Genomic DNA, 20,940 nt, shown 5'->3' with positions numbered 1-20,940 from the left:
AATCATTCTACACCTGATAAAATGCCCATTTATATACCCAACGATAAGAGTCCAGCGAAGAACATTCTCTTTGTGCACGTCCCTAAATGTGCTGGATCTTTTATTGAAAAATTACTCGCTAATAAATTTGGAGCCCCGCTTTTATTTAATAAATACCAACCTCCTTTCATGAAGGTCGTACCACAGCATTTGACTTATCAGGAAGTGCTCGATTTGAACTATGAAACCTCAGATTTTGACTATGCTTTCACCATCGTCAGAAACCCCTATGAGAGAGTTGAAAGCGAATTTTTCTACCAGAAAAGAATCTACAAAATCCCTCACACGCCAAAAGACTTCAGTAAATGGCTCTTAAAATCCCTTAAAGAGACAAAAAAAGACGTTTATTACATGAAAAGCCACTTCAGGCCTCAAATCGACTTTATTGCTCCTGGTCTTAAAATCCTCAAACTAGAGAATGGCATGCCTAAACTCATCGCTATTCTCGAAAAAGAACTAGGGAGCCTAAACCCACAGGAAGGAAAAATCAACGCGGGGGACAAAACACAAGTAGTCTGGACACAAAAAGCTCTAACGAAATTTAACGATTTTTATTCCGAAGACTTTCGCGAATTTGGCTACGTTTTTAATAAATCGCCACAGGTAAAACTATGAAATTAGGTATTTTCACTAACCAACACGGCTTACAACACAATAGTTTTATCCGAAGATATTGCGAAGACCTTCATGCTGGCGCTACAGTCTTCAGCCGGCACATCATCGAATCAAATTGGAATTCGGAAAACCTCATTTCCATCGAAGCTGAGAAGTTACAAGAGTTTCTAATAAGAAAAAGGCGGAAGAATGCGCTCAAGAAAATTCTATTGCCATTCCGAAGGACTAAGCCCGCACTTCCTCCAGCTGACCCTATTCCTTCAGGGAAACGACTATGGTCGGACAACGTCTTATTCAGGGAATACTTCACCCTTCAATTAAAAAATTCTGGAATCACTCACGCTTTCACACAATACATCAATCACGCTATCCACCTTGACCCTATATTTAAGGAACTTGGCATAAAACATCTGGCGAGAGGCCACGGATACGACATCACACAGGTCCCCAAGAGCGAATGGGGTGAAGCGCATTACAATAAAGCGAATCTTCTAGATTTAATCATCGTACCTACTGACTATCAAAAAAACATCCTCGAATCTTTAGATGTAACTACCCCAAAGGTCATCAGCCAGGTCTGCGGCAGTGATATTCCGGAAAACTTTCCCCAGAAGACCTCTAACTCTGAAATTACTCAGTGTATTTCGGTAGGCAGGTTCGTTGAAAAAAAGGCCCCATTACTAACTATCAAATCATTTCTGAAAGCTGCTGAAACGCACCCTTCCATGCACTTAACCATGATTGGTGACGGAGGGCTCCTCCAGCAATGTCAGGAATATGTAGCCGAACAAGGAGCCGAACAACTGGTACGCTTCATGGGCTCAGTTGACCAATCTACTGTCATCGAGCAAATGAGGAGGTCTGACATTTTCCTCCAACACAGCGTCACGGCTGAGAACGGAGATCAGGAAGGCGCACCTGTCGCCATATCAGAAGCCATGGCTAATGGTCTGCCTGTAATTTCAACGAACCACTCCGGCATTCCCAGTATGGTCAAACATGAATTCAGCGGCCTACTCGTGGACGAACATGATATTCATGGAATGACCCATGCAATTATTAGACTCACTCAAAACATCAAGCAAAGAAATGCAATGGCGCAGGAGTCATACCATTATGCCAAACAGCACCTTTCATGGGAGAGAGAAAAAAAAGTCATACTCAACGAGCTAGAAAACCTCTAACTAACACTCACCCTCAATAATTGTCCAATTATTATGAAACCGACTAGTTATGAGATAGAGTACTCTGATTCACCGAAGACTCTTTATCGCCAGAACAGACCATTCAAAATCAAGAAGACTGTAGAAAACATCAAGTTCGTTCACGTTGGGAAATGCAGTGGAACTTCAGTTCTCTATCACCTCAACGCCAATGGTATCGATATCGAAGAGTACCATAGAAAGCAGCCTCCAAATCTAGCCCCGTTCTTATATTTCATTTGGATCCGAAACCCTATAAAACGTTTTACATCAGCCTTCAACCATTCCAAAGCAATCATAGATTTCGAGATCCAAAGCCTGCAAGAAAACGAAATCCTGACGCTCGACAACTGCCCAGCCCCCTCCAAAATTCAGAGGAAGATCGACACTGGCTATGCTTTTAATCCAGCCTACGACAAACTCGTCTCAGAGTTCCATTCTGCAAATACCTTAGCGGAATCCTTGAGCAGTAAGAACCATTCGCTCAAGTCTCGCGCAATAGAATTAATGCAGCGCCCCGAAGAACACCTATACAAAGGAATTGGTTGGCACCTTGATGACGGAAAATTTTTGAAATACAATAAAGAGAAAATCATACAAGTTGGCACGACAGAAAACTTTAATGATGACCTCAAAAGTCTTTGTGAAAAACTATCTATTGAGTTTAAACCAGACTCCATCACATGGACCAGAAAGGCTCCTCAAAAATACACTACCGATCTCTCGGAGTTAGCTGTAAAAAATCTTAGAAATTTCTACAAATGTGATTTCAAATGTATCAACAAAATGAAATCACTCAAACTTATCGGCCAAGAATCATATCACAAATTACTAGGGTGAATCTAACATAAACACGTCTATCCATTGTTCTCTAAAAAACACAAAAATCAAATCGATGAAATAGTTCGAATTATTTCATCAGATGAGGAGGCTAACCTAGACTCTATCATCACCGCACGCGTTCACTCTAAACCTTTCATCTTCCAGGGGAAGTCAGAGGACCTCCATGAACATATCAGCAAGATATCCTCAGAATTTTCTAAATGTAGTGCTCTAACACTATACAACGCATCTCTCATTGTTGCCATCAGAAGGCAACTCCATATCGAGACAAACCTAGAGCGCTTCGACACCCTCTGGCAATCTCATCACAAAGTCTTGTTAAATGAACTCAACCTGCGTTGGATCGTTTCTACATGCGACACCATAAGTGATTATGGTTCTAAATCAGAGCGCGCCCTCTCCACAGCCACCTCTTTTTTAGTCAATACCGTGAAGCTCTACGAAACGGAAAGAGATTGCTCTTCTAAAAAAGATGCCCCCCTTAGAGAAAATGACTTCTATGAATTATTCGACGGTCTGACGTCATTCAAAATAGGGGGAGGTGACATGATTAAAAACCTCACTAAAAGAGTTGGAAATCTAGATGATGACAGCATTTCATCAAAGCTATTTATGGCTGCAACCCAAAAAATACTGCTACATAACACCGTCTACGGTCGACTAGAAAAAGTACAAACTAAAAACAAATGGTCTACTGATGTGTCACCCAAATAACCCACCTCTCATCAAAAGAACTGGACGCTGCTGGGGCACTCTAGCCTCATTGCTCGGCGTCAAAATCCAAGCCTATAAAAACACCACTGGTTGGTGATCACCATATACCGCTATAGATCAGCGTTGTGAAGTATTCAGCAAGCCTCCAAGACACTCGCCACAACCGGCTGAAGTGGTCTCCTAAAGTTCATTAATTTTAGTGAGATTACGCTAACAATCTTAGCACAAGAAAATATACCTACTACAATGAGAAAAAAAATTCATCTTACTTTTAAAAATCGTGCAGGCTCAGTTGAGCATTACTATCACTTCTTATTAGGCGTCCTCATTCCTCTTGCCCTTTTCAAGAAAGAATGCGGAAACAAAAATATATATATTCGAAGTTGTGGCATAATGGATGAACATTTATTACATTTCAAACAAGGCATAATAAATATTTCAGAAAAAACTTTGCACGAAAAAATACGCTATACAAATGAACTTACGAATGAATATTCGTGCATTGATCGTCCAGGATTCGATTCTCCTGCATATTATAACTACGAAGATTTTTCTGAATCCGTCTCATATATCACAAGTACACTTTCAGAAGAAATCCTAAAATTCAAAGAGGAGCTTAATTTTGATAACAAAACAGATCATCCATGTATAGTTATGATTGATAGGGAGCCACCTCACCCTTTTTACTTATCGAATTCATGTGAAAGAAAAGACGCTGGTACAGGGCGTCGTTCAATCTCCAATTACGACGAATTATATAATTCTGCTTATGCTAAATTCCCGAACATCAAGAGTGTTACGCTTGAAGGCAAGTCGCTTGCTTTCCAAATAGCTTTATTCAGTAATGCTGATATTATTATTGCCCAGCACGGTGCTGCTCTAGCTAACCTAATATGGTGTAGACCCAATACTTCGTTGATTGAAATTGATCCTTATTTCCGAAAACCTAGACAGCATTTTATCCGTTTAGCCAACTGCATGAAGCTTGATTATCAAAGTGTTAAGCAAAACGGGGAACATGGCAAAGTCAATCCTAAATCATTAATACGTAGATTAAAAAAGACTCACTCGATTGCTATAAATCGAAGAAATTAACTAACAAATCTATCTATTATTTGTAAGCGTCGAATGGCACTTCGTTTAGCGCCTCGGTGTGGGATGGTCTTAAATATGAATCGCAATTTTGTCAGTAGATCGTAGTTTTAGGGCGTTTCTTTTGTGCTCTAGGCAAAATTCTGACAGCTCTATCGATGGCTTGGTTATTCTGATAGATCCATAAAACGTCTCTCATGAAGAATATTTGCATAGTCGTAAAGAACCGTATCCATAGCATTCAGTTCACCCAATTCGATGAGCAACGATGGAGTGATGTCACTAAGTAGATCTTCTGGGTCAGAATTGGGACGATTTGTGTGTATGGCCGGGATGTCAGCCCCCAATAAAACGGAAAGATTCTTCAAGTCATCCTTATAAGACTCTTTCAATCCAACGTAGTAGAATGAGTTGAGTCTACTCAAACCTCGATCTAGGAGCTTATGATCTCGGCGTTTGCATAAATTGGCATTATGATTGTCATCAACGTTATTTCTACCCAAGAATACTGCCATATGATTTACAATAAAAGGCGACACTCTCTTGCGTACATATTCATCTAACGTAATATTTCCCGATACGAGCTTATCATGGAAACCATTCTTAGGTGTTCTTAGTATCTTGTAGTAGTCAGAAATCACTCTAGAAATTGGAGATCTCATAAAGGTAATATATTCAGGATTAGGGTCATTGAAAAGCTCGTGTATTCCGTACCAAACTTGATGGCCAGCAACCAATTGTATATTTTTTATTTCCGAATCCTCCATTGAATTTATTCTCTCTCGAATATGGTTAGAGGTCAGATGCTTTCCGTAGAGAGTAAGAACGCTACCGGAAGGTAGTGATTTTTTACATGCCTGGACGAATGATGTCCCGGCTGTTTTAGGTATATGGATGAAATACTTCATGCCTCTATTGTAGTTCACTTTGGGTACTAAAATCGAGCACTTAAATATTAAAACCACTCGGACATGGGATTAAAGTCAATACGCTAGTGGTCACGTAAAATGGAGCCATTAGCGTAATAAAGAGATCCCGTAAAACGGGGCCAATAGCGTATTGAAATATCTGACTTTTCATCGGTGGCTTATTCACCCTAAAACAGACAAATGAAACGTAAGAAAAGACACCTCAGTGAGAGCATCAAAGCTCTTGCGTATATCGACAGGTGGAAGGATGACTCTGATTTTAAGTGCGGGTGATGATAGGTTAATCTTAGCCGCCGAGCATACCTGAAGATTCAGATCCAACTACGAGCCCAATTTGAAGACGCTTACTGTTCATCATCCTATGTGCTATTGACAATCTAGGGCTTCGACAACAGCTTATTCCCATTTCTCTATGTAAGTAGATTTGTTCAAAGGAAACACGCAACATATTTTTTAACGACGGCGAGTGCGGGTTCTGCAATCGCTCGGTCAATTTTATCATGGGCCACACCGAGGTGGGTGACCTCTATTTCTGCGCCCTTCAATCTGAGTTCGCAAAATCCATCTTCTCCCAGCACCAACAAGAACCAGACCTACAAAGTTCCTACTTCCTACCTATTGAAAAAGGGCACACTCTACGGCGACAGCTCTGCCGTACTCCACGCGTTCTCGCTCTGCCGTTTTCCCGTAAAGATCCTAGGGTGCTTCCGCTTTATCCCGCCCTTCCTGAGAGATGCCGTTTACAAACTCATCGCAAAGAATCGGCATGCCGTTTCTAAAAAACTCAACAACGCCTGCCGCCTGCCCGCCCCAGCCCTAGCGTACGCTTCCTCGATTCATGAAAGCACCTTCTTTCAGTTACTCTATTGGCTTACCTCTTTTCTTTTTAATCCCTTTTTTACTGAAGGATTCAATAAGAGAAATCTATCCTGCCGTTCTTGTGCCAGGTGGTGCGAACACCACATCAGTTGATGACTAGTCAGTTAGCGCTACCCTCTATCGTTGTATTGCGACACATACTGAGGGAGTTTCGAATGAGGTAGAGCTAAGACAGCTATCTGCTCCATCACGCATTGCCAAATACATTATCGATAATGATTTAGGCTTAACGATTGATCGGATCGAATTCGTCAAAAAGCGTAGTAAATGGCTCTATAAAGCTGCTGCCGCTACGGAGAGTAACGTCGTTGAATGCAAACAGTGGTATAGAAAAAAACTAGGAGACGATTGCGTCACACTAGAGGTTTCTAAAATCAAAGTCAAAATCAGCAAATCAACTGGAAAAATAATTTCAGAGGAAATAGTCAATGAAGATATCGACCAGTGTTGATCATGTACCACACCACCGTTTTCTTAAGACCAGTCTCGAAGTTTTCTCTTGGACTCCATGCCAGCTGTTGCTGAACTTTTGTGGAATCAATCGCATACCGCTGATCATGACCTGGACGGTCTTTCACAAATTCAATAAGTTCAGCGAAGGATTCCCCATTCTCAAGATTTTCGGGTGCTAGTTCATCCAATATTTTGCATATAGCTAGAACGACATCTAAATTTTTACGCTCTGAATTCCCTCCAATGTTATAGGTACTCCCAACCTCCCCGTGAAGAAGTACTCTGAACAAAGCCTCTGCGTGATCGTCGACATAGAGCCAATCTCTCACTTGCGAACCATCTCCGTATATGGGGATTTTCTCACCACTCAAGGCTTTCAAAATAGTCAAGGGTATCAGCTTCTCCGAGTGCTGATACTGTCCATAGTTATTTGAACAGTTAGTAACTAAGATTGGCAGATTGTATGTACGCCCCCACGCTCTAACAAAATGATCTGCCGATGCTTTACTAGCGGAATAAGGCGAACTCGGCCCATAAGGAGTTTCTTCAGTAAAAAATCCTCCATCGGCTAAATCCCCGTAGACTTCATCAGAGGACACGTGATGAAAACGGAACCCTCCCTGTTGCTTCGCATCAAGAGATTGGTAATATTCCAACGCTGCCTGAAGCAGCACATAGGTGCCGATGACATTGGTTTTGATAAATTCTCTAGGGGAATCGATCGATCTATCGACATGGGATTCGGCGGCTAGATGCATAACCTTATCAGGCTGATATTTAGCAAAGAGATCCTCAATTTTCTCAGCGTCACAGATATCAACTCGTTCGAAGAAGTAACGTGTGGATTCACAGACATCAGCAAGTGATTCCAGATTCCCCGCATACGTTAACTTATCGATATTAACGACTTCATTGTTTGTCTGATTGATCAGATACCTAATTAGCGCCGAACCAACAAAACCGGCACCACCGGTTACAAAAATTTTCATAATCTATAGATGCCGTTCCTCCGTAACCTTATTGCTCTATCAGAGCCTCGCCAGTTATACTCTATCATAGCCATTGGACGCCTAAATTCTTAGCATAACGGGCAGAGGAACCAACCCTTCATTGCAGCAACTTCTCCATGAACTCTAAACTCCTCTTGTCCACAGTTGACAGCACTAAATATCCCGCACAAATTAACCCAATAAAATGTAAAAAGAACCCGATTACTAGAGTTAATTCAATGGAAACACGTAGCATATTTTTTTACGACGGCGGGTGCGGATTCTGCAACCGGTCAGTCAACCTCCTCATGGACTACTCTGATGACAGCGCCCTGTACTTCTGCCCTCTCCAATCCGAGCTAGCTAAAGAAATATTTTCTCAACACAAGCAGGAACCAGACCTTCAAAGCTCCTACTTACTAAAAAACGGCACGATATACGGCGACAGTTCAGCGGTGCTTTATGCATTCACAATTTGTCGCGCCCCCGTGAACATTCTCGGCACCTTCCGCTTCATCCCTCCCTTCCTCAGGGATACTGTCTACAAACTCATTGCTAAAAACAGGCACATGATTTCTAAAAACTTCAACAGTGCCTGCCGCATCCCGAGCAACAACGAGCGTGCCCGCTTCCTCGATTCATGAGAACTCCTTCCTACCGCTACACAATCGGATTACTTCTATTCTTCTTCATCCCCTTTTGGTTGAAGGATTCTTTAAGAGAAATCTATCCTGCCGTTCTTATGCCAGGTGGTGCGAACACCACATCAGTTGATGACGAGTCAGTTAGCGCTACCCTCTATCGTTGTATTGCGACAGATACTGTGGGAGTTTCGAAAGAGGTAGAACTAAGACAGCTATCTGCTCCAGCTCCATCACGCATTGCCAAATACATTATCGACAATGATTTAGGCTTAACGATTGATCGGATCGAATTCGTCAAAAAGCATAGTAAATGGCCCTATAAAGCTGCTGCCGCTACGGAGAGTAACGTCGCTGAATGCAAACAGTGGTATAGAAAAAAACTAGGAGAAGATTGCGTCACACTAGAGGTTTCTAAAATCAAAGTCAAAATCAGCAAATCAACTGGAAAAATAATTTCAGAGGAAATAGTCAATGAAGATATCTATCAGCTCCGATAAGAAGGAAAAGCTATCAAAGTGGCATGAGACCTTTTGGAGTAATATCCAGAAAGCCACAGCCCTGAGCAATGCCGAATTAAAAGTGGGATGCCTCGCAGTGGCGCTCTTTTATTTTTTATTTCTCAACTCAAATTATAGCTGGATCAGCGACCTGCCTGACGCTCTTTTTGATCCACCGCCACTTTCAATGGCCATCCTATGGAGCGGCTTCCCTAGTTCCATGCTGATCACTATACTGCAAAGTCTTTTAGTTATCTCCATTGGCAGTCTTGGGATTTCTCGCTTCCCACGCAGCTCTCTCGTCCTCTTTTGCCTCAGTTACTTCATACTGAATAGCGCTAGGTACAGCTTAGGTAAAATCGATCATACTATTATGGCGCCACTGGCCATCATCTGCCTTGGCATGGCTACTGTGCGGGCCAAAAATATCCGATCTCGCCTGATCGACACCCTCTCGCCCATCCGTCCCGAAGCTCTGCTCGCGCTAGCCCTTTCATTCGGAATGTTCTCAGCGGGATATCCCAAGCTGCTCAATTGGATTGACCTCGACCTCAGTGAGAGTGGCTTCCTAAGATGGTTTTATAGTGGCTACCTCAACAATGGGCGCACAGAATATCTAGCCGATATGGTCCCCCACTTTCACCCATGGTTTATCGAAGCTCTCGACTACATGGCTGTGGTCTTTGAACTCTCGCCATTGCTATTTCTATTGAGTGGCAAACCTCTAATTTGGCGACTCTGGCTCACTATGGCGTGTCTCTTTCACCTAGGTAATTTACTACTTCTTAATATTAATTTCACAGGGAACACATTATGCTACTTACCTTTCCTCATACCCGCTTCTCTAGTCACATTTTTCTACAAAAAGCAGGTTTACTTGATCTTTTCACTAGTCACGATAGGGATCACCATCTGGTCTCTACTTTATATGTGGAACCTCACTCCTGCTCCTAATCTTTTGATTTATAGAGTCGTTGATAGTTATTATGTGAAGCCTCTTATGTGGTGTACTCTCTCAGCACTAGGATGTTGGAAGTGTCTAGAACTCTGGCTTCAACAGAAACGAGTCCCAGCTCCACTTTAATACCCCCCCTAAATAAATGGCTACGCCTGACAGAGGTTAACTCTTGTCGCTAACCAAAATACTCACTAAAGGAGGGAATCCACCTGCCACTCTGGTCCAGTTGAGGTAAAGCTTCGACACAGGCTACCTTTTACCAATCCGTCCTAGCCGGTAGATAATGTGCACTCAAAGCCCCTCAATTATATAATATGGGAAAACATCGTAGGCTTTGAGTCTCGTTGTTGCTTCAATGCCTTAGCTTAGGACTATATGGGCGCTAAGTTCTATCCACTTTGCTTGTCGTACAAATCTTTATACAGAGGACAGTTCTCATAGAGCTCCTCGTGTGAGCCATCCCCCACGATTCGTCCGCCGTCTTGATACTTATTGAATACTAGGATTCGTTGGGCATCACGAATAGAGCTAAATCTGTGGGCAATCACAAACGTGGTGCGTCCTTTGGTTAACTCCTTGAGAGCCTGTTGAATTTGAGATTCACTCTCGGTATCCAACGCAGACGTTGCCTCATCCAAGATCAAGATCGGAGCATCTTTAAGAAAAGCTCGCGCAATTGCCACTCGCTGCTTCTGCCCACCAGAAAGTCCATCACCACGCTCTCCCACAGCATTGTTGTAACCTTCAGGGAATTCCATGATGAAGTCATGAGCATGAGCATGCTTAGCCGCGGCTATGACCTCGTCGTCACTAGCCCCAGGTTTCCCAATGCGGATATTGTCGGCGATCGTACCTCGGAAAAGCAATGGGTTTTGTGATACAATAGCTATATTATCTCTCAAGTTCCGCTTTGACACATCGCGCACATCACATCCGTCAATCGTTAATGAGCCTTCACTCACATCATAAAACCTCGGCAACAACGACACAAATGTAGACTTCCCTGCACCACTCGGACCAACCAATGCCACGGTTTCACCAGCTTGCACATTTAAATCAATATCGGCCAAAATCGGGTCGCTGTCATAAGAGAAATTAACCTTACTAAAGCATACTTCGCCTTGCACATTTTCCATTAGCTCGGGATTTTCAGGCTCAGGCATCGAATCCTCTGAATGAAGAATATACTCTACACGTTCGAGAGATGCTTCAGCCTTACGGATACTAGTAGAAATAGCTCCCAACTTCTTCACAGGCTCATATGCAAAGTACAGTGCCAGTAAAATGGGTGTGAACACTTCTAAGGTAAAACCCTGCTGTGCGCCAATGTAGATAGCAAACACTATGCCTAACGTAGACATCACCTCCACAGAAGGTGAAATCAAACTCTGGTACTTCACCATCTTAAGCTGGAGTCCGCGCATGATTACCGAATCAGCTCTAAACTTTTCAACCTGCCCATCTTCCATCCCGTAAGCGCGCACCTCTTGCTGAGATGCTAAATTTTCACTTACGATTGCGGTGATATCCCCTCCCTTAGCCCGAGTGTCTCGAGCCTTTCTGTAAAGAGCCTTACCAAGGAATCGAATCGGAAAAACGCACACAGGAATACTCGCAATAGCATAGAGAATATAAACCATCCCATCGGTCGTCACCGACATATAAATCACTGCTCCTACCGCAGAGATCAACTGTACTGGTTGAATCAGCATGTCACTAGCAACTTTGAAAAGCGCTTGCCTAATTTGACTCGTATCGCCCATCACACGCGTCAACACATCCCCTTCTTTATGACGTTTATGAAACGCCAACGGTAAACGCTGCAAGCGATCAAATGTCATAATCCGCAATTCTTCTAGTACATACATCCCAGCGTAACTCATAAGTAATGAGTTCGCGTAGCGAGTAAGGTTACGGATAATAAAAATGGCTGGCAGCAAGCTACATGCCACCAAAAGCACTTGATCAGGAGTCGGCACATCAATCCCTATAAAGCTAGTAATTTTGAGCATCCAGTCAGGTGTCTCAGCCACCTGGCCCGTCTCCTTACTTTTAAAAATCAGAGGAAAGGCATACCTCGATATCAATGGTAACCCCGCACCACTTGATATACCTGCAAGCAAACCACAGATAATGCCTAGAATAAATTGCAGCCGAACAGGCTTGAATAGTTTATAATATGGAAGAAATTTCTTCATAGTGAAGTGAGTGAACGATGCTTTCTCGCCTGCGGATTAGCAAGCCTCTAATACGACAACAAAGCGCAGCTTATTAGACTCAAATAATAGATATTTATAACCTAAATGTCTGCCCTATTCCCCCATACTTAACTAGCTGGTAAGCAGCGCCAATTTCTTTTAGTACTCACTGGTTCAAAAGCCACAGCAGCTTCACCATAAGGATAAGCTGAGCTAAGATCGAATAATACACGGCCATTCTCACACAGATTTTGCCTCGCATTCCCTAAAAAAAGAGGATACTCACTCACAACTTACTCCTACCCATCAAAGTAACTGTACTCAGTCTACCCCCCTGAACTATCGTCCAAGCAATGAAACTCACCAAGCAAGATTTTCTATCAGAAGGCAAATTTAGAAAAGTATATACCCACCCTGACAATCCGAATTTATGCATCAAGTTGGGTAAACCTTTATTCCACAAACGAGCCTTGAATAGAGAGCTCTACTATTTAAAAAAACACCAAGACGCCCTCCCCTTCCTTTCTGCTTACCATGGAACTGTTCAAACCAATTTGGGTTTAGGCTATATTTTTAAAATTGTCCGCAATTCCGATAATTCAATCTCTAGAATATTGGAAAAAGAAGTCCTCACTCTCGATTCAAATATTTTAACGGAAAAACTATTCCAAATGTATCACTCATTACTAAAACGAGGTGCTGCAATTGGCGATTTTCATGCCAGAAATATTCTGGTTCGCTGGATATCAAAAACAGACTATGAACTCTGGATTATTGATGGCTTTGGAAATTCGGATTTTGTGCGAATCTGTGATTATTCTCGATTTCTTCTTAATAAAAAACTGATTCGAAAATTTAATTCCCTCTGTAACTCCATAGACATCCCTGAGATGTTTCCCCAGAACTCTCCTAGAAAAACTCATTAAGCGTATCCTAATGTATGACTGAGACACAGAAACTCGAACTCATCCTAGGGAACTCAAATAAACGATTTTCGGGAGTCACTTCTACCATGCTACAAGTTTTGCCTCACCAGCAAAAACTTATGTCCTTAGCTGTTATGGGGAAACATCACTTACCCCGAAGCGCTCCATACATGAGCTTTTCGGAGGTCGCAAAACTCTGTAAAAAAACTCTTCCCAACGAAAAAAGGCGAATTTTTCATGCGCGTCGTAACGATGAAATGATCCAAGCCCTTTTGCTCCAAAGAGTTTTTGGAGCAAAGATCATCCCCACATTCACCTCCACAGCACAGCGACAGCATTCAAATTTCACGAAATGGCTGATGCGCCAAATGGATGGCATTATCACCACCTGCAGCGCGGCCGGTTCATACTTAGATAAGCCTGCTGATGTCACGATCCCTCACGGAATTGACCTTCAGACCTATTATCCAGCAGAGGACAAAAAAGCTGCTTGGGCGGCACTCAATCTACCCGGTGAATATGGGATCGGCATTTTTGGCAGAATCCGTAAACAAAAAGGACTCGATATCCTCATTGACGCTATCATTCCAATCCTCATGGAAAACCCAGCTCCAACAGTGGTCATTGTTGGCGAAACCACACCGAGCCACCAGACCTTCCTCGAAGAGCAACTTGAGAAAGTCAAACAAGCAGGACTCAGTGAACGAGTCATAGTACTCGGCAAACAACCATTTTCAGAAACCCCTAAACTCTTCCGAGCCATGTCACTAGTAGCCGCCCTCAGCCGCAACGAAGGTTACGGACTTACAGCACCCGAGGCCATGGCCAGCGGAACCGCCGTTCTCGCAAGCGAGGCTGGCGCCTGGAAAGACGTCGTGAGAGACGGAGTAGACGGCAGCGTAGTCCCTTGTGGTAACGTCGCCGCGACACGTGCAGCGCTAACGAAACTTCTCACGAATCCAACCAAGCTAGCCGAAATGGGAGCCTGCGGGCATCAGCTCATCAAAGAAAAGTACACGATCGAACAAGAAGCTGCCGCACTCTGTCAGTACTTCCGCGAACTGCAAAATAAGTTCAGTTAGATCTCAAAGCATAGCGCATCACGCTTAGGCAATAGAGAGTTGCCGTTTCGACTCGGAGAACAATATTCCCTAGACTCACGGGCTTAAATCCAGACGTGATCACAGCATCGTATTCGTTTTGGGAAAAGTCTCCCTCGGGGCCGACCAGTAAACTCGCAGAGCTAATAGTTCCACTACCAGAGAGAGCTGTAGCCATATCCTCACTACGTGGATCAAGAGCAGCGACTATTTCCAACTCGTGTCTTTCACGTTGCTCTAACCAAGCTTTAACGGAAACGGCATCGCTCACTTCCGGTAGCCAATTTTGACCACACTGCTTGCATGCTTCGAGCGCAATACGTTGCAACTTCTGAACTTTTTTTGCATCTGCCTTCGCCACGGTATTCTCCGTAGAAAGAGGCTGAATACTCGCGACGCCTAGCTCTACCGCCTTTTGAACAATCAGCTCCATATTCCCAGCCTTGGGAATAGCCTGACACAGATGGAGCTCGAGACCTCGCGCCTGCATTTCCACTTTTCCATCTGGCTCTAACACCACGCGAGATTTATCTGCAGATACTATTTGGCATTTCACAGAGCTCCCCTCGCCATCAAACACGACTATCCAATCCCCCACTTTTTGACGAAGCACTCGGACACAATGATGAGCCTCATCACCCTTAAGTACGAGTTCACATGAGCTCCATTGCTCAGCCGGAAGATAGTAGCGGTTGATCGAATTCATATCGAAACTTTGAAGAGATAGGTGAGAAGTGTGAAGAAACAAAAAGTGCGAAGCTGAGCTAAAACTCGAGCTTCGCACTATTAAATAAGATAATTAAAAAAGTTTACTCAAAAAACTTCTTCGCTTTCGCAAAAAACGATTCCTGCATCGGTGAGTTCTTTTCACCAATCGACTCGCTAAACTCTCTAAGTTTTTCCTTCTGCTCAGAGTTAAGCTTAGTTGGCACTTCAACGTGAACAGTAACGTGCAAGTCACCTTTCGTACCATAGGATAGATCCTTAATACCACGTCCACGCATACGGAAAGTAGTTCCCCCCTGTGTGCCGGATGGAATTTTGATAGAGGCTCTGCCCTCAAGTGTTGGCACCTCTAACTCACCTCCAAGTGTTGCTACGCTAAATGGCACTGGAATCTCACAGTGAAGATCAGCACCGTCACGCTCAAACATTTCGTGGTGTTTGATATTGATAAATACATAGAGATCACCAGCGGGGCCACCACGTAAACCTGCATCTCCATTTCCAGAGGAACGAAGGCGCGTGCCAGTATCAACACCCGCAGGAATACGAATCTTAATACGGGCAGTATCAGTACGTCGGCCATGGCCACCACAGTCATTACATGGATCAGAGATCACTTGACCAGCACCGTGACATTCAGGACAGGTGGTTTGTTGAACAAAAATACCAGCTTGGCGAGTCACCGCACCTGCACCGCCACATGTAGAACAGGTCTTAGACCCACTACCGCTCTTCGAGCCACTGCCGCTACAAGTTTTACAAGAAGCTTCTTTTTCAATCTCGAGCTCCTTCTCACAACCGACAGCAGCCTCTTCGAGACTAATATCGAGATCATAACGAAGGTCACTCCCCGGCTGAGCTGCACTGCGACGGCGCGAACGGCCACCGCCACCACCGAAAAATTCCTCAAAGCCGCCACCGCCACCGCCACCAAAAGCACCACCAAAGACCTGAGAGAATATGTCTGACGCATCGTGGAAACCGCCGCCGCCACCATAGCCGCCACCACCACCGCCGCCGTCGAAGGCTGCATGACCGTAGCGATCATATGCCGCACGCTTGTCTTCATTACTCAGCACTTCATATGCTTCACCAATCTCCTTAAACTTCGCTTCAGCCTCGGCATCATCTGGGTTCTTATCGGGATGGAACTTGATCGCTAGTTTGCGATACGCTTTCTTGATCACTGAAGCTTCCGCATCACGCGCCACTCCTAGTAAATCATAATAATCTTTTTTGTCAGACATTCGGTCTAAAATTTTTGTATTGTTTACGCCTCTACACTGTCTGTGGAGTCATCTCCATCAGCTACTGCAGCAGATTCTGCCACCACCACATTTGCCGGGCGGATCAGACGGTCACCCATCTTATACCCCTTGCGCATGATACGGATAATCTGACCTTCTGCGAATTTATCTGAAACTTCCTGAGCCATTGCATCGTGCTCCTTAGGGTCAAAAGCATCACCTGGCTTGAGATCAACGGTAGAGACTCCTTGATTCTCGAGGAAGCCATCGAGTTGCTTCTGCACCATTTGCATTCCCATGTAGATCATGGAGCCGGAATCAGCTTCAGAAGCTTGCATTCCCATTCCGAAATTATCGATCACAGGAAGTAGATCTTCCAATAATCGCTGATTACCGTAGCGGATAGCATCGGCTTTATCGCGAGCACTACGCTTACGGTAGTTTTCTAAGTCAGCCACACTGCGAAGAAGCTTATTCTTGAGTTCGGCTACTTCTTCTTCGAGTTGCTCTTCACGGCTCTTTTCTTCTACCACCAGCGCATCTTCAAGTTCCTGCTCGATTTCCGCATTAATTTCATCCACGGATTTTGCCGCGTCTTCAGGAGACTGGTCGACAGGCTGCTCTACTTGAACGTCTTGCTCTTCAGTTTTGACATCGTCTTGCATGGCGAAACTCATAGCCAGCTGACGCCATAGGTCAACCCCACAACAGCAATCTTGCGCACATTTTGCACACTTCTAATGTTCTATTTTACTTGTCTAAAACCCAACACAATTCTATGTCGCTCACATCCTCATGCGTGCATTACTTGCCAAACTACTATGCCTTGTTGCAGCCATCTCATTGATTGATGGCCACATCATAGCATTGCAGTCCTACGCTTGGATTACTATGCTCAATGACCGAATCCCTGCTCAAGGGGTCACCGAAGCACTTAGTACCACATTCGATGGCGAGCACCCATGCGAACATTGTTTAGCAGCAAGCGAGCTGCAAAATAAATCTCAGGAAGAGAAATCCAAAGCTCCAGAAATGCAGCTACGTGGTCTCAAACTCGTTTCTCCCAAAAGCGAACAGATTAACGCCCCTTTGGCTCCTAATTCGTTTAGGCTTCCCTACCTAGTTTCGCACATCCCCCCGCGTAAAGACGTTCATTCAAGCGTTCCAAGCCCTCCTCCACGGGCTGTTGTGTAACCCAAATCAGCCAAAATCCACTTGGCGACACTATAGCTGCAGCACTCGTTAGCGTAGCTTCTTATTCACCGGCTTGATCAAGCTCCGGTTTCCTGTTTCTGCGGCACACCTGTGCCCACAACTTTACACAAATTAGAATAAATCATTATGAACACTTTTAAAACATTCTCACTTTCAGCACTTACACTCACCTCAGTAGCTCTAGCCCACAGCGGCAAGGACTCAATTGGGCAAAACGATAAATGGTACGGTGGTCGTGCAGACGGTCACGCCCCAATCGGAATCATGGCAGACCACACTCATAATGCAGGCGAATGGATGTTCTCCTACCGCTACATGAAGATGCACATGGATGGTCTCTACGACGGTGACTCAAAAATCAGCCCAGGCAATACTGGCTACATGGTAGTTCCTACAGAAATGGAAATGGACATGAACATGTTTGGCATGATGTATGCACCCAGTGACAACCTCACACTCACGGCGATGACCAACTATGTAAAAAACTCCATGGAGATGGAAATTACCATGGGAATGATGGCAGGAAGTCAGACCAAAATGAAATCTGAAGGGTGGGGTGACACCTCACTTGGCGGACTCTACAAATTCTACGATAACGACAATAAACGAGCCCATCTTGGACTCAGCCTCTCTCTGCCGACCGGCTCAACTGATGAGACATTCCGTACCCCAATGGGAATAATCGCGAACCAGCCATTCGCTATGCAACTGGGTACAGGCACTTATGACCTTCTACCTTCTCTCACCTATCTCGACCAACCTAATGATTTCTGGTCATGGGGCGCACAGCTCAATGGTCGCATTCACCTTGGTAGAAATGACGAAGGGTACAGCTATGGAGACAAGATTTCAGCGAGCTCTTGGGCAGCCGCCAATGTCGCGGACTGGGCTTCACTCTCCTTCCGTCTTGCTGCGTCGAGCTGGGGCCGCATCGATGGAAACACAGTGAATAGTGTTAATGCAATGAACCCTAATATGTCCTCCGCCGCTGATCCCGATAACCAAGGCGGTACTCGCATTGATGCAGGTGTAGGCCTCAACTTATGGCACCCAACATCAGGCTTCCGCGTAGCCACTGAGTTCGCCATCCCTCTCTACCAGAAGCTCAATGGCCCACAACTTGGCCAAGACTGGAGCCTTACATTAGGAACTCAATACGCTTGGTAAACTTCTCCTTGTAAAATAATTCACTATCAACGCGCTACTGAGGCTACTCAGTGGCGCGTTTTTTCATCGACCTAGGTGTCACAAGGCCAGCTGATAACACCATCTTAGTAGCCTCCTCCACGCTCATGTCACAAGGGATGACCTTTTCGTCTTCTATCAGCACCATAAACCCCGTGAGCGGGTTTGGACTCGTTGGTATAAAAACAGATGTGACATCCTTACCCTGCTGCTTGTCAAAAAAGTTTCCGGTCACAAAAGCTAACAGCTTACACCCAGGGCTTGGATACTCGACATAAACCACACTTTTAAACTGGCGCTCAGCTCCGAGCTCCTGAATCGCAGTTACAAACTGGCGCAAGGCGTTATAAACAAAGCCGATCAACGGTATACGGCTGACCACAGCTTCTATCACCTTGACTAGGTGTCGGCCTATCGGACTCACTACAAACAAGCCCACTCCAAAGAATAAGGCCAAGGGTAAAATAAAATAGAGCAACTTAATCCCTAGAAAACCAAAGCTCTCAATTTCCCAGCCCGTAATCCGCGCGAAATTCCTCAGCACGAAATCAAACATGGACTGACCACCACGGATCAACATCCGAATGATTATGAAGATCAACCATATTGTCCCAGCTAGAGGAACAACTGTCGCCACTCCTGTTAGGGTCAACTTACTTACTCGGAGCCATGGATGAGAATGCATTTTCAACTTAAATTTTAATGATATCATGCATTACTTCAATAAAACACGAAAAATAGTTCAGCATTCCCCCTCAAAATAAATAACCACACAGCCTTCTAGCTACCTTGAAGCACTCTCGGGCACATGACTCCTATAGAAATGACTTTATCTAAAGGCGAAAGGCACCGGCTCCTTGTCACCGAGAAATCTAGGTTTACCCCCTAAAATATGTAGATCCAATAGCATCTTAGGTCGCGCCAAAAACTCTCGTAATTTCGTCTTAAGCCCTGCATTCACCGCCACATCTCGTGCACTGAGAGATATCGCGTCTATACCATGATACTCAGCTATATAGAGCGCTCTTTCGTTCTGAAACCGCTGACTAATAAAAAGTAATTTATCCAAGCCAAAAACCTCTTTCGCTCTCACCACTGAGTCGAGTGTCCGTAAACCAGCATAATCACAAACAATAATCTCCTCAGGTACCCCCCCCTTCACTAAAGCATCAAGCATAGCTTGCGGCTCGTCATAATCCTTGCGGCTATTATCCCCACTAACAACAAACCCTTTAACTTTACCAGTTTTCCAAGCATCCAAGGCTTTCTCAATTCGGTAATCAAAGTAGAGGTTTGGCCGCTCCTCAACAAATGGATTGCAGCCAAACACCAAAGCCACCCTAGAACTAGGGAGTCGTGCGGAGTCAGTAAAAACCTTCCCCTCGCTCGCCGCTATGGCTAGTAAGTTCGCTATCACTATCGCGCCCCCTGTGATCAAGACAAAAAAACATGATAAGATCAAAACGCGCCTTTTCGTGAACCAGATTCTAACGACCTTCATTCTCTCCATCCGTATTGGATCGTCCATCACCAGCTAATTTGCGTGGAATATTCTGCCAATGCTTCCAGAGGTTCGCAAAACCACCTGATTGATACTCTGGTGCTAGCACCTTAAGCTTCCGTTTTGCCGGCTTAAATGTGACCTCCTTACATCGTCCGGTGTACTCACCATCCACTTCTACAGGTACTTCTCTGTCAGAAATAACCACAAACTCTGCAGCTTGAATGTACTCGACTGAAGAATCTACTAGGTCAATCACGCCAGCAATCCCTTTAATGGTATCGAGTACGAATTTATAGCCAGACTCCTTAAAGATCAGAATATCTAGCATATCGTCTTCATTGCAGGCTTTCGAAAAAAGTTTTACCTGACCACCATAGAGTTCCCCGTTGCCCACTAACACAGCCACGCCATCAAACTCTCGACCATCCGCACAAATGACTTTCATTTTCGGAGGTTTATCACCTAGCAACTTGACGGCAGACATTAGGTAAGCCAATGGACCTAACAAGTTCTTAGACTCGACTGTCGTCTCTTCGATCACTTGAGCATCAAATCCGATTCCCGCCATTTGCACAAATAGCTGACCATTAGCCACAAATAAATCGACGTCACGTATATGCCCATCCTCAATAATAGCCAATGCCTTAGAAAGGTTCGAACTCTGCATATTAGGAACTGGAATCCCCATTTCTCGAGCAAAAACATTCATAGTCCCCGCCGGCAGCACACCCAATGCTGTCTCGGAACCAGCTAGCTCCTGAATAACCGCATTTAATGTACCGTCTCCACCAGCTGCAAGAACTACCGGCTCTCCCTTTGCTACGAAATCTGCAGTTAGAGCTTGAGCGTCCTCAACGTCTCGAGTCGCATAAAGAATAAAATCTTGCGCATTCTCAATGAGAAACTGCAAAGCTCTCTTCCCCTTTTGGCTTCGCGCATTAGGGTTAAATAGCAGTGGATATCTAGACCGAACTGAAGCCATGCC

23 protein-coding genes are annotated in these 20,940 nt (G+C 44.4%); 14 read left to right on the top strand and 9 right to left on the bottom strand.

Annotated elements, in window-relative coordinates; genetic code table 11:
- The first annotated feature begins 21 nt into the window (after nt 1-21).
- The 5 genes from ACSHX2_RS00720 to ACSHX2_RS00700 all read left to right on the top strand — a co-directional run bounded on the left by ACSHX2_RS00720 (nt 22) and on the right by ACSHX2_RS00700 (nt 4,508).
- Nucleotides 22-654 carry a sulfotransferase family 2 domain-containing protein gene (locus ACSHX2_RS00720; RefSeq protein ID WP_435689602.1) on the top strand — a complete coding sequence of 211 codons (633 nt, stop codon included), beginning with the start codon at nt 22-24 and terminating at the stop codon, nt 652-654.
- Nucleotides 651-1,838 (top strand): glycosyltransferase, encoded by a 1,188-nt coding sequence (locus ACSHX2_RS00715; RefSeq protein WP_435689600.1) that lies wholly within the window; start codon nt 651-653, stop codon nt 1,836-1,838. Before ACSHX2_RS00720 ends, ACSHX2_RS00715 begins: the two co-directional genes overlap by 4 nt.
- 33 nt (nt 1,839-1,871) lie before the next feature.
- On the top strand, nt 1,872-2,696 hold the full coding sequence (locus ACSHX2_RS00710) for a hypothetical protein (protein WP_435689598.1): 825 nt from the start codon (nt 1,872-1,874) through the stop codon (nt 2,694-2,696).
- A gap of 24 nt (nt 2,697-2,720) precedes the next feature.
- On the top strand, nt 2,721-3,413 hold the full coding sequence (locus ACSHX2_RS00705; RefSeq protein WP_435689596.1) for a hypothetical protein: 693 nt from the start codon (nt 2,721-2,723) through the stop codon (nt 3,411-3,413).
- A gap of 246 nt (nt 3,414-3,659) precedes the next feature.
- Nucleotides 3,660-4,508 carry a glycosyltransferase 61 family protein gene (locus tag ACSHX2_RS00700; RefSeq protein ID WP_435689594.1) on the top strand — a complete coding sequence of 283 codons (849 nt, stop codon included), beginning with the start codon at nt 3,660-3,662 and terminating at the stop codon, nt 4,506-4,508.
- Between the two features lie 164 nt (nt 4,509-4,672).
- Here the strand turns inward: ACSHX2_RS00700 and ACSHX2_RS00695 are convergent, their stop codons facing one another.
- On the bottom strand, nt 4,673-5,413 hold the full coding sequence (locus ACSHX2_RS00695) for a sulfotransferase family 2 domain-containing protein (protein ID WP_435689592.1): 741 nt from the start codon (nt 5,411-5,413) through the stop codon (nt 4,673-4,675).
- Between the two features lie 443 nt (nt 5,414-5,856).
- On the opposite strand from ACSHX2_RS00695, the gene ACSHX2_RS00690 reads away from it, so the two are divergent.
- Together ACSHX2_RS00690 and ACSHX2_RS00685 are read left to right on the top strand one after the other, a co-directional pair.
- Complete coding sequence (locus ACSHX2_RS00690) at nt 5,857-6,213, top strand: DCC1-like thiol-disulfide oxidoreductase family protein (RefSeq protein WP_435690215.1); 357 nt, start codon at nt 5,857-5,859, stop codon at nt 6,211-6,213.
- Entirely contained in the window at nt 6,128-6,406 is a 279-nt protein-coding gene (locus ACSHX2_RS00685; RefSeq protein WP_435690213.1) for a hypothetical protein, read from the top strand. Before ACSHX2_RS00690 ends, ACSHX2_RS00685 begins: the two co-directional genes overlap by 86 nt.
- Before the next feature lie 332 nt (nt 6,407-6,738).
- Here the strand turns inward: ACSHX2_RS00685 and rfbB are convergent, their stop codons facing one another.
- The gene (gene rfbB / locus ACSHX2_RS00680; RefSeq protein ID WP_435689590.1) at nt 6,739-7,755 is read right to left on the bottom strand and encodes a dTDP-glucose 4,6-dehydratase; all 1,017 of its coding nucleotides are present in this window, start codon (nt 7,753-7,755) and stop codon (nt 6,739-6,741) included.
- Nucleotides 7,756-7,994: 239 nt separating this feature from the next.
- On the opposite strand from rfbB, the gene ACSHX2_RS00675 reads away from it, so the two are divergent.
- From ACSHX2_RS00675 to ACSHX2_RS00665, 3 genes are read left to right on the top strand one after another with little or no spacing between them, the layout of a single operon-like run.
- Nucleotides 7,995-8,399 carry a thiol-disulfide oxidoreductase DCC family protein gene (locus tag ACSHX2_RS00675; RefSeq protein ID WP_435689588.1) on the top strand — a complete coding sequence of 135 codons (405 nt, stop codon included), beginning with the start codon at nt 7,995-7,997 and terminating at the stop codon, nt 8,397-8,399.
- Nucleotides 8,396-8,896, top strand: coding sequence for a hypothetical protein (locus tag ACSHX2_RS00670; protein ID WP_435689586.1), 501 nt, complete (start codon nt 8,396-8,398; stop codon nt 8,894-8,896). Before ACSHX2_RS00675 ends, ACSHX2_RS00670 begins: the two co-directional genes overlap by 4 nt.
- A complete protein-coding gene (locus ACSHX2_RS00665; protein WP_435689584.1) occupies nt 8,871-9,980 on the top strand; it encodes a hypothetical protein in 1,110 nt (369 codons plus the stop codon). Before ACSHX2_RS00670 ends, ACSHX2_RS00665 begins: the two co-directional genes overlap by 26 nt.
- Before the next feature lie 263 nt (nt 9,981-10,243).
- Here the strand turns inward: ACSHX2_RS00665 and ACSHX2_RS00660 are convergent, their stop codons facing one another.
- Nucleotides 10,244-12,052, bottom strand: a complete 1,809-nt coding sequence (locus tag ACSHX2_RS00660) for an ABC transporter ATP-binding protein (RefSeq protein ID WP_435689582.1) — start codon at nt 12,050-12,052, stop codon at nt 10,244-10,246.
- A gap of 353 nt (nt 12,053-12,405) precedes the next feature.
- Between ACSHX2_RS00660 and ACSHX2_RS00655 the strand changes: the two genes are divergently transcribed.
- Complete coding sequence (locus tag ACSHX2_RS00655) at nt 12,406-12,978, top strand: YrbL family protein (RefSeq protein ID WP_435689580.1); 573 nt, start codon at nt 12,406-12,408, stop codon at nt 12,976-12,978.
- A gap of 14 nt (nt 12,979-12,992) precedes the next feature.
- Nucleotides 12,993-14,060, top strand: a complete 1,068-nt coding sequence (locus tag ACSHX2_RS00650; protein WP_435689578.1) for a glycosyltransferase family 4 protein — start codon at nt 12,993-12,995, stop codon at nt 14,058-14,060.
- Here ACSHX2_RS00650 and ACSHX2_RS00645 read toward each other — a convergent pair.
- The 3 genes from ACSHX2_RS00645 to grpE all read right to left on the bottom strand — a co-directional run bounded on the left by ACSHX2_RS00645 (nt 14,053) and on the right by grpE (nt 16,716).
- On the bottom strand, nt 14,053-14,784 hold the full coding sequence (locus tag ACSHX2_RS00645) for an RsmE family RNA methyltransferase (RefSeq protein ID WP_435689576.1): 732 nt from the start codon (nt 14,782-14,784) through the stop codon (nt 14,053-14,055). The genes ACSHX2_RS00650 and ACSHX2_RS00645 overlap by 8 nt on opposite strands.
- Nucleotides 14,785-14,887: 103 nt before the next feature.
- Nucleotides 14,888-16,051: a molecular chaperone DnaJ gene (gene dnaJ / locus ACSHX2_RS00640; protein WP_435689574.1), complete on the bottom strand. Its 1,164-nt coding sequence runs from the start codon at nt 16,049-16,051 to the stop codon at nt 14,888-14,890.
- A gap of 23 nt (nt 16,052-16,074) precedes the next feature.
- Nucleotides 16,075-16,716: a nucleotide exchange factor GrpE gene (grpE, locus tag ACSHX2_RS00635; protein WP_435689572.1), complete on the bottom strand. Its 642-nt coding sequence runs from the start codon at nt 16,714-16,716 to the stop codon at nt 16,075-16,077.
- 130 nt (nt 16,717-16,846) lie between these two features.
- On the opposite strand from grpE, the gene ACSHX2_RS00630 reads away from it, so the two are divergent.
- Both ACSHX2_RS00630 and ACSHX2_RS00625 read left to right on the top strand, forming a co-directional pair.
- Nucleotides 16,847-17,245: a hypothetical protein gene (locus tag ACSHX2_RS00630; RefSeq protein ID WP_435689570.1), complete on the top strand. Its 399-nt coding sequence runs from the start codon at nt 16,847-16,849 to the stop codon at nt 17,243-17,245.
- Between the two features lie 147 nt (nt 17,246-17,392).
- The gene (locus ACSHX2_RS00625) at nt 17,393-18,433 is read left to right on the top strand and encodes a transporter (RefSeq protein ID WP_435689568.1); all 1,041 of its coding nucleotides are present in this window, start codon (nt 17,393-17,395) and stop codon (nt 18,431-18,433) included.
- A gap of 43 nt (nt 18,434-18,476) precedes the next feature.
- On the opposite strand, the gene ACSHX2_RS00620 is transcribed toward ACSHX2_RS00625, so the two are convergent.
- The 3 genes from ACSHX2_RS00620 to ACSHX2_RS00610 form a co-directional block, all read right to left on the bottom strand.
- Nucleotides 18,477-19,136: a DUF502 domain-containing protein gene (locus tag ACSHX2_RS00620; protein ID WP_435689566.1), complete on the bottom strand. Its 660-nt coding sequence runs from the start codon at nt 19,134-19,136 to the stop codon at nt 18,477-18,479.
- Between the two features lie 144 nt (nt 19,137-19,280).
- The gene (locus ACSHX2_RS00615) at nt 19,281-19,868 is read right to left on the bottom strand and encodes a SanA/YdcF family protein (protein ID WP_435689564.1); all 588 of its coding nucleotides are present in this window, start codon (nt 19,866-19,868) and stop codon (nt 19,281-19,283) included.
- A 70-nt stretch (nt 19,869-19,938) separates the two neighbouring features.
- Nucleotides 19,939-20,937 carry a diacylglycerol/lipid kinase family protein gene (locus tag ACSHX2_RS00610; RefSeq protein WP_435689562.1) on the bottom strand — a complete coding sequence of 333 codons (999 nt, stop codon included), beginning with the start codon at nt 20,935-20,937 and terminating at the stop codon, nt 19,939-19,941.
- Nucleotides 20,938-20,940: the final 3 nt, after the last annotated feature.

This window comes from Rubritalea sp. (assembly GCF_051252225.1).
Taxonomy (GTDB): domain Bacteria; phylum Verrucomicrobiota; class Verrucomicrobiia; order Verrucomicrobiales; family Akkermansiaceae; genus Rubritalea.
Note: the sequence above shows the minus strand (reverse complement) of the source record. Positions and strands in the feature narration are given on the sequence as shown.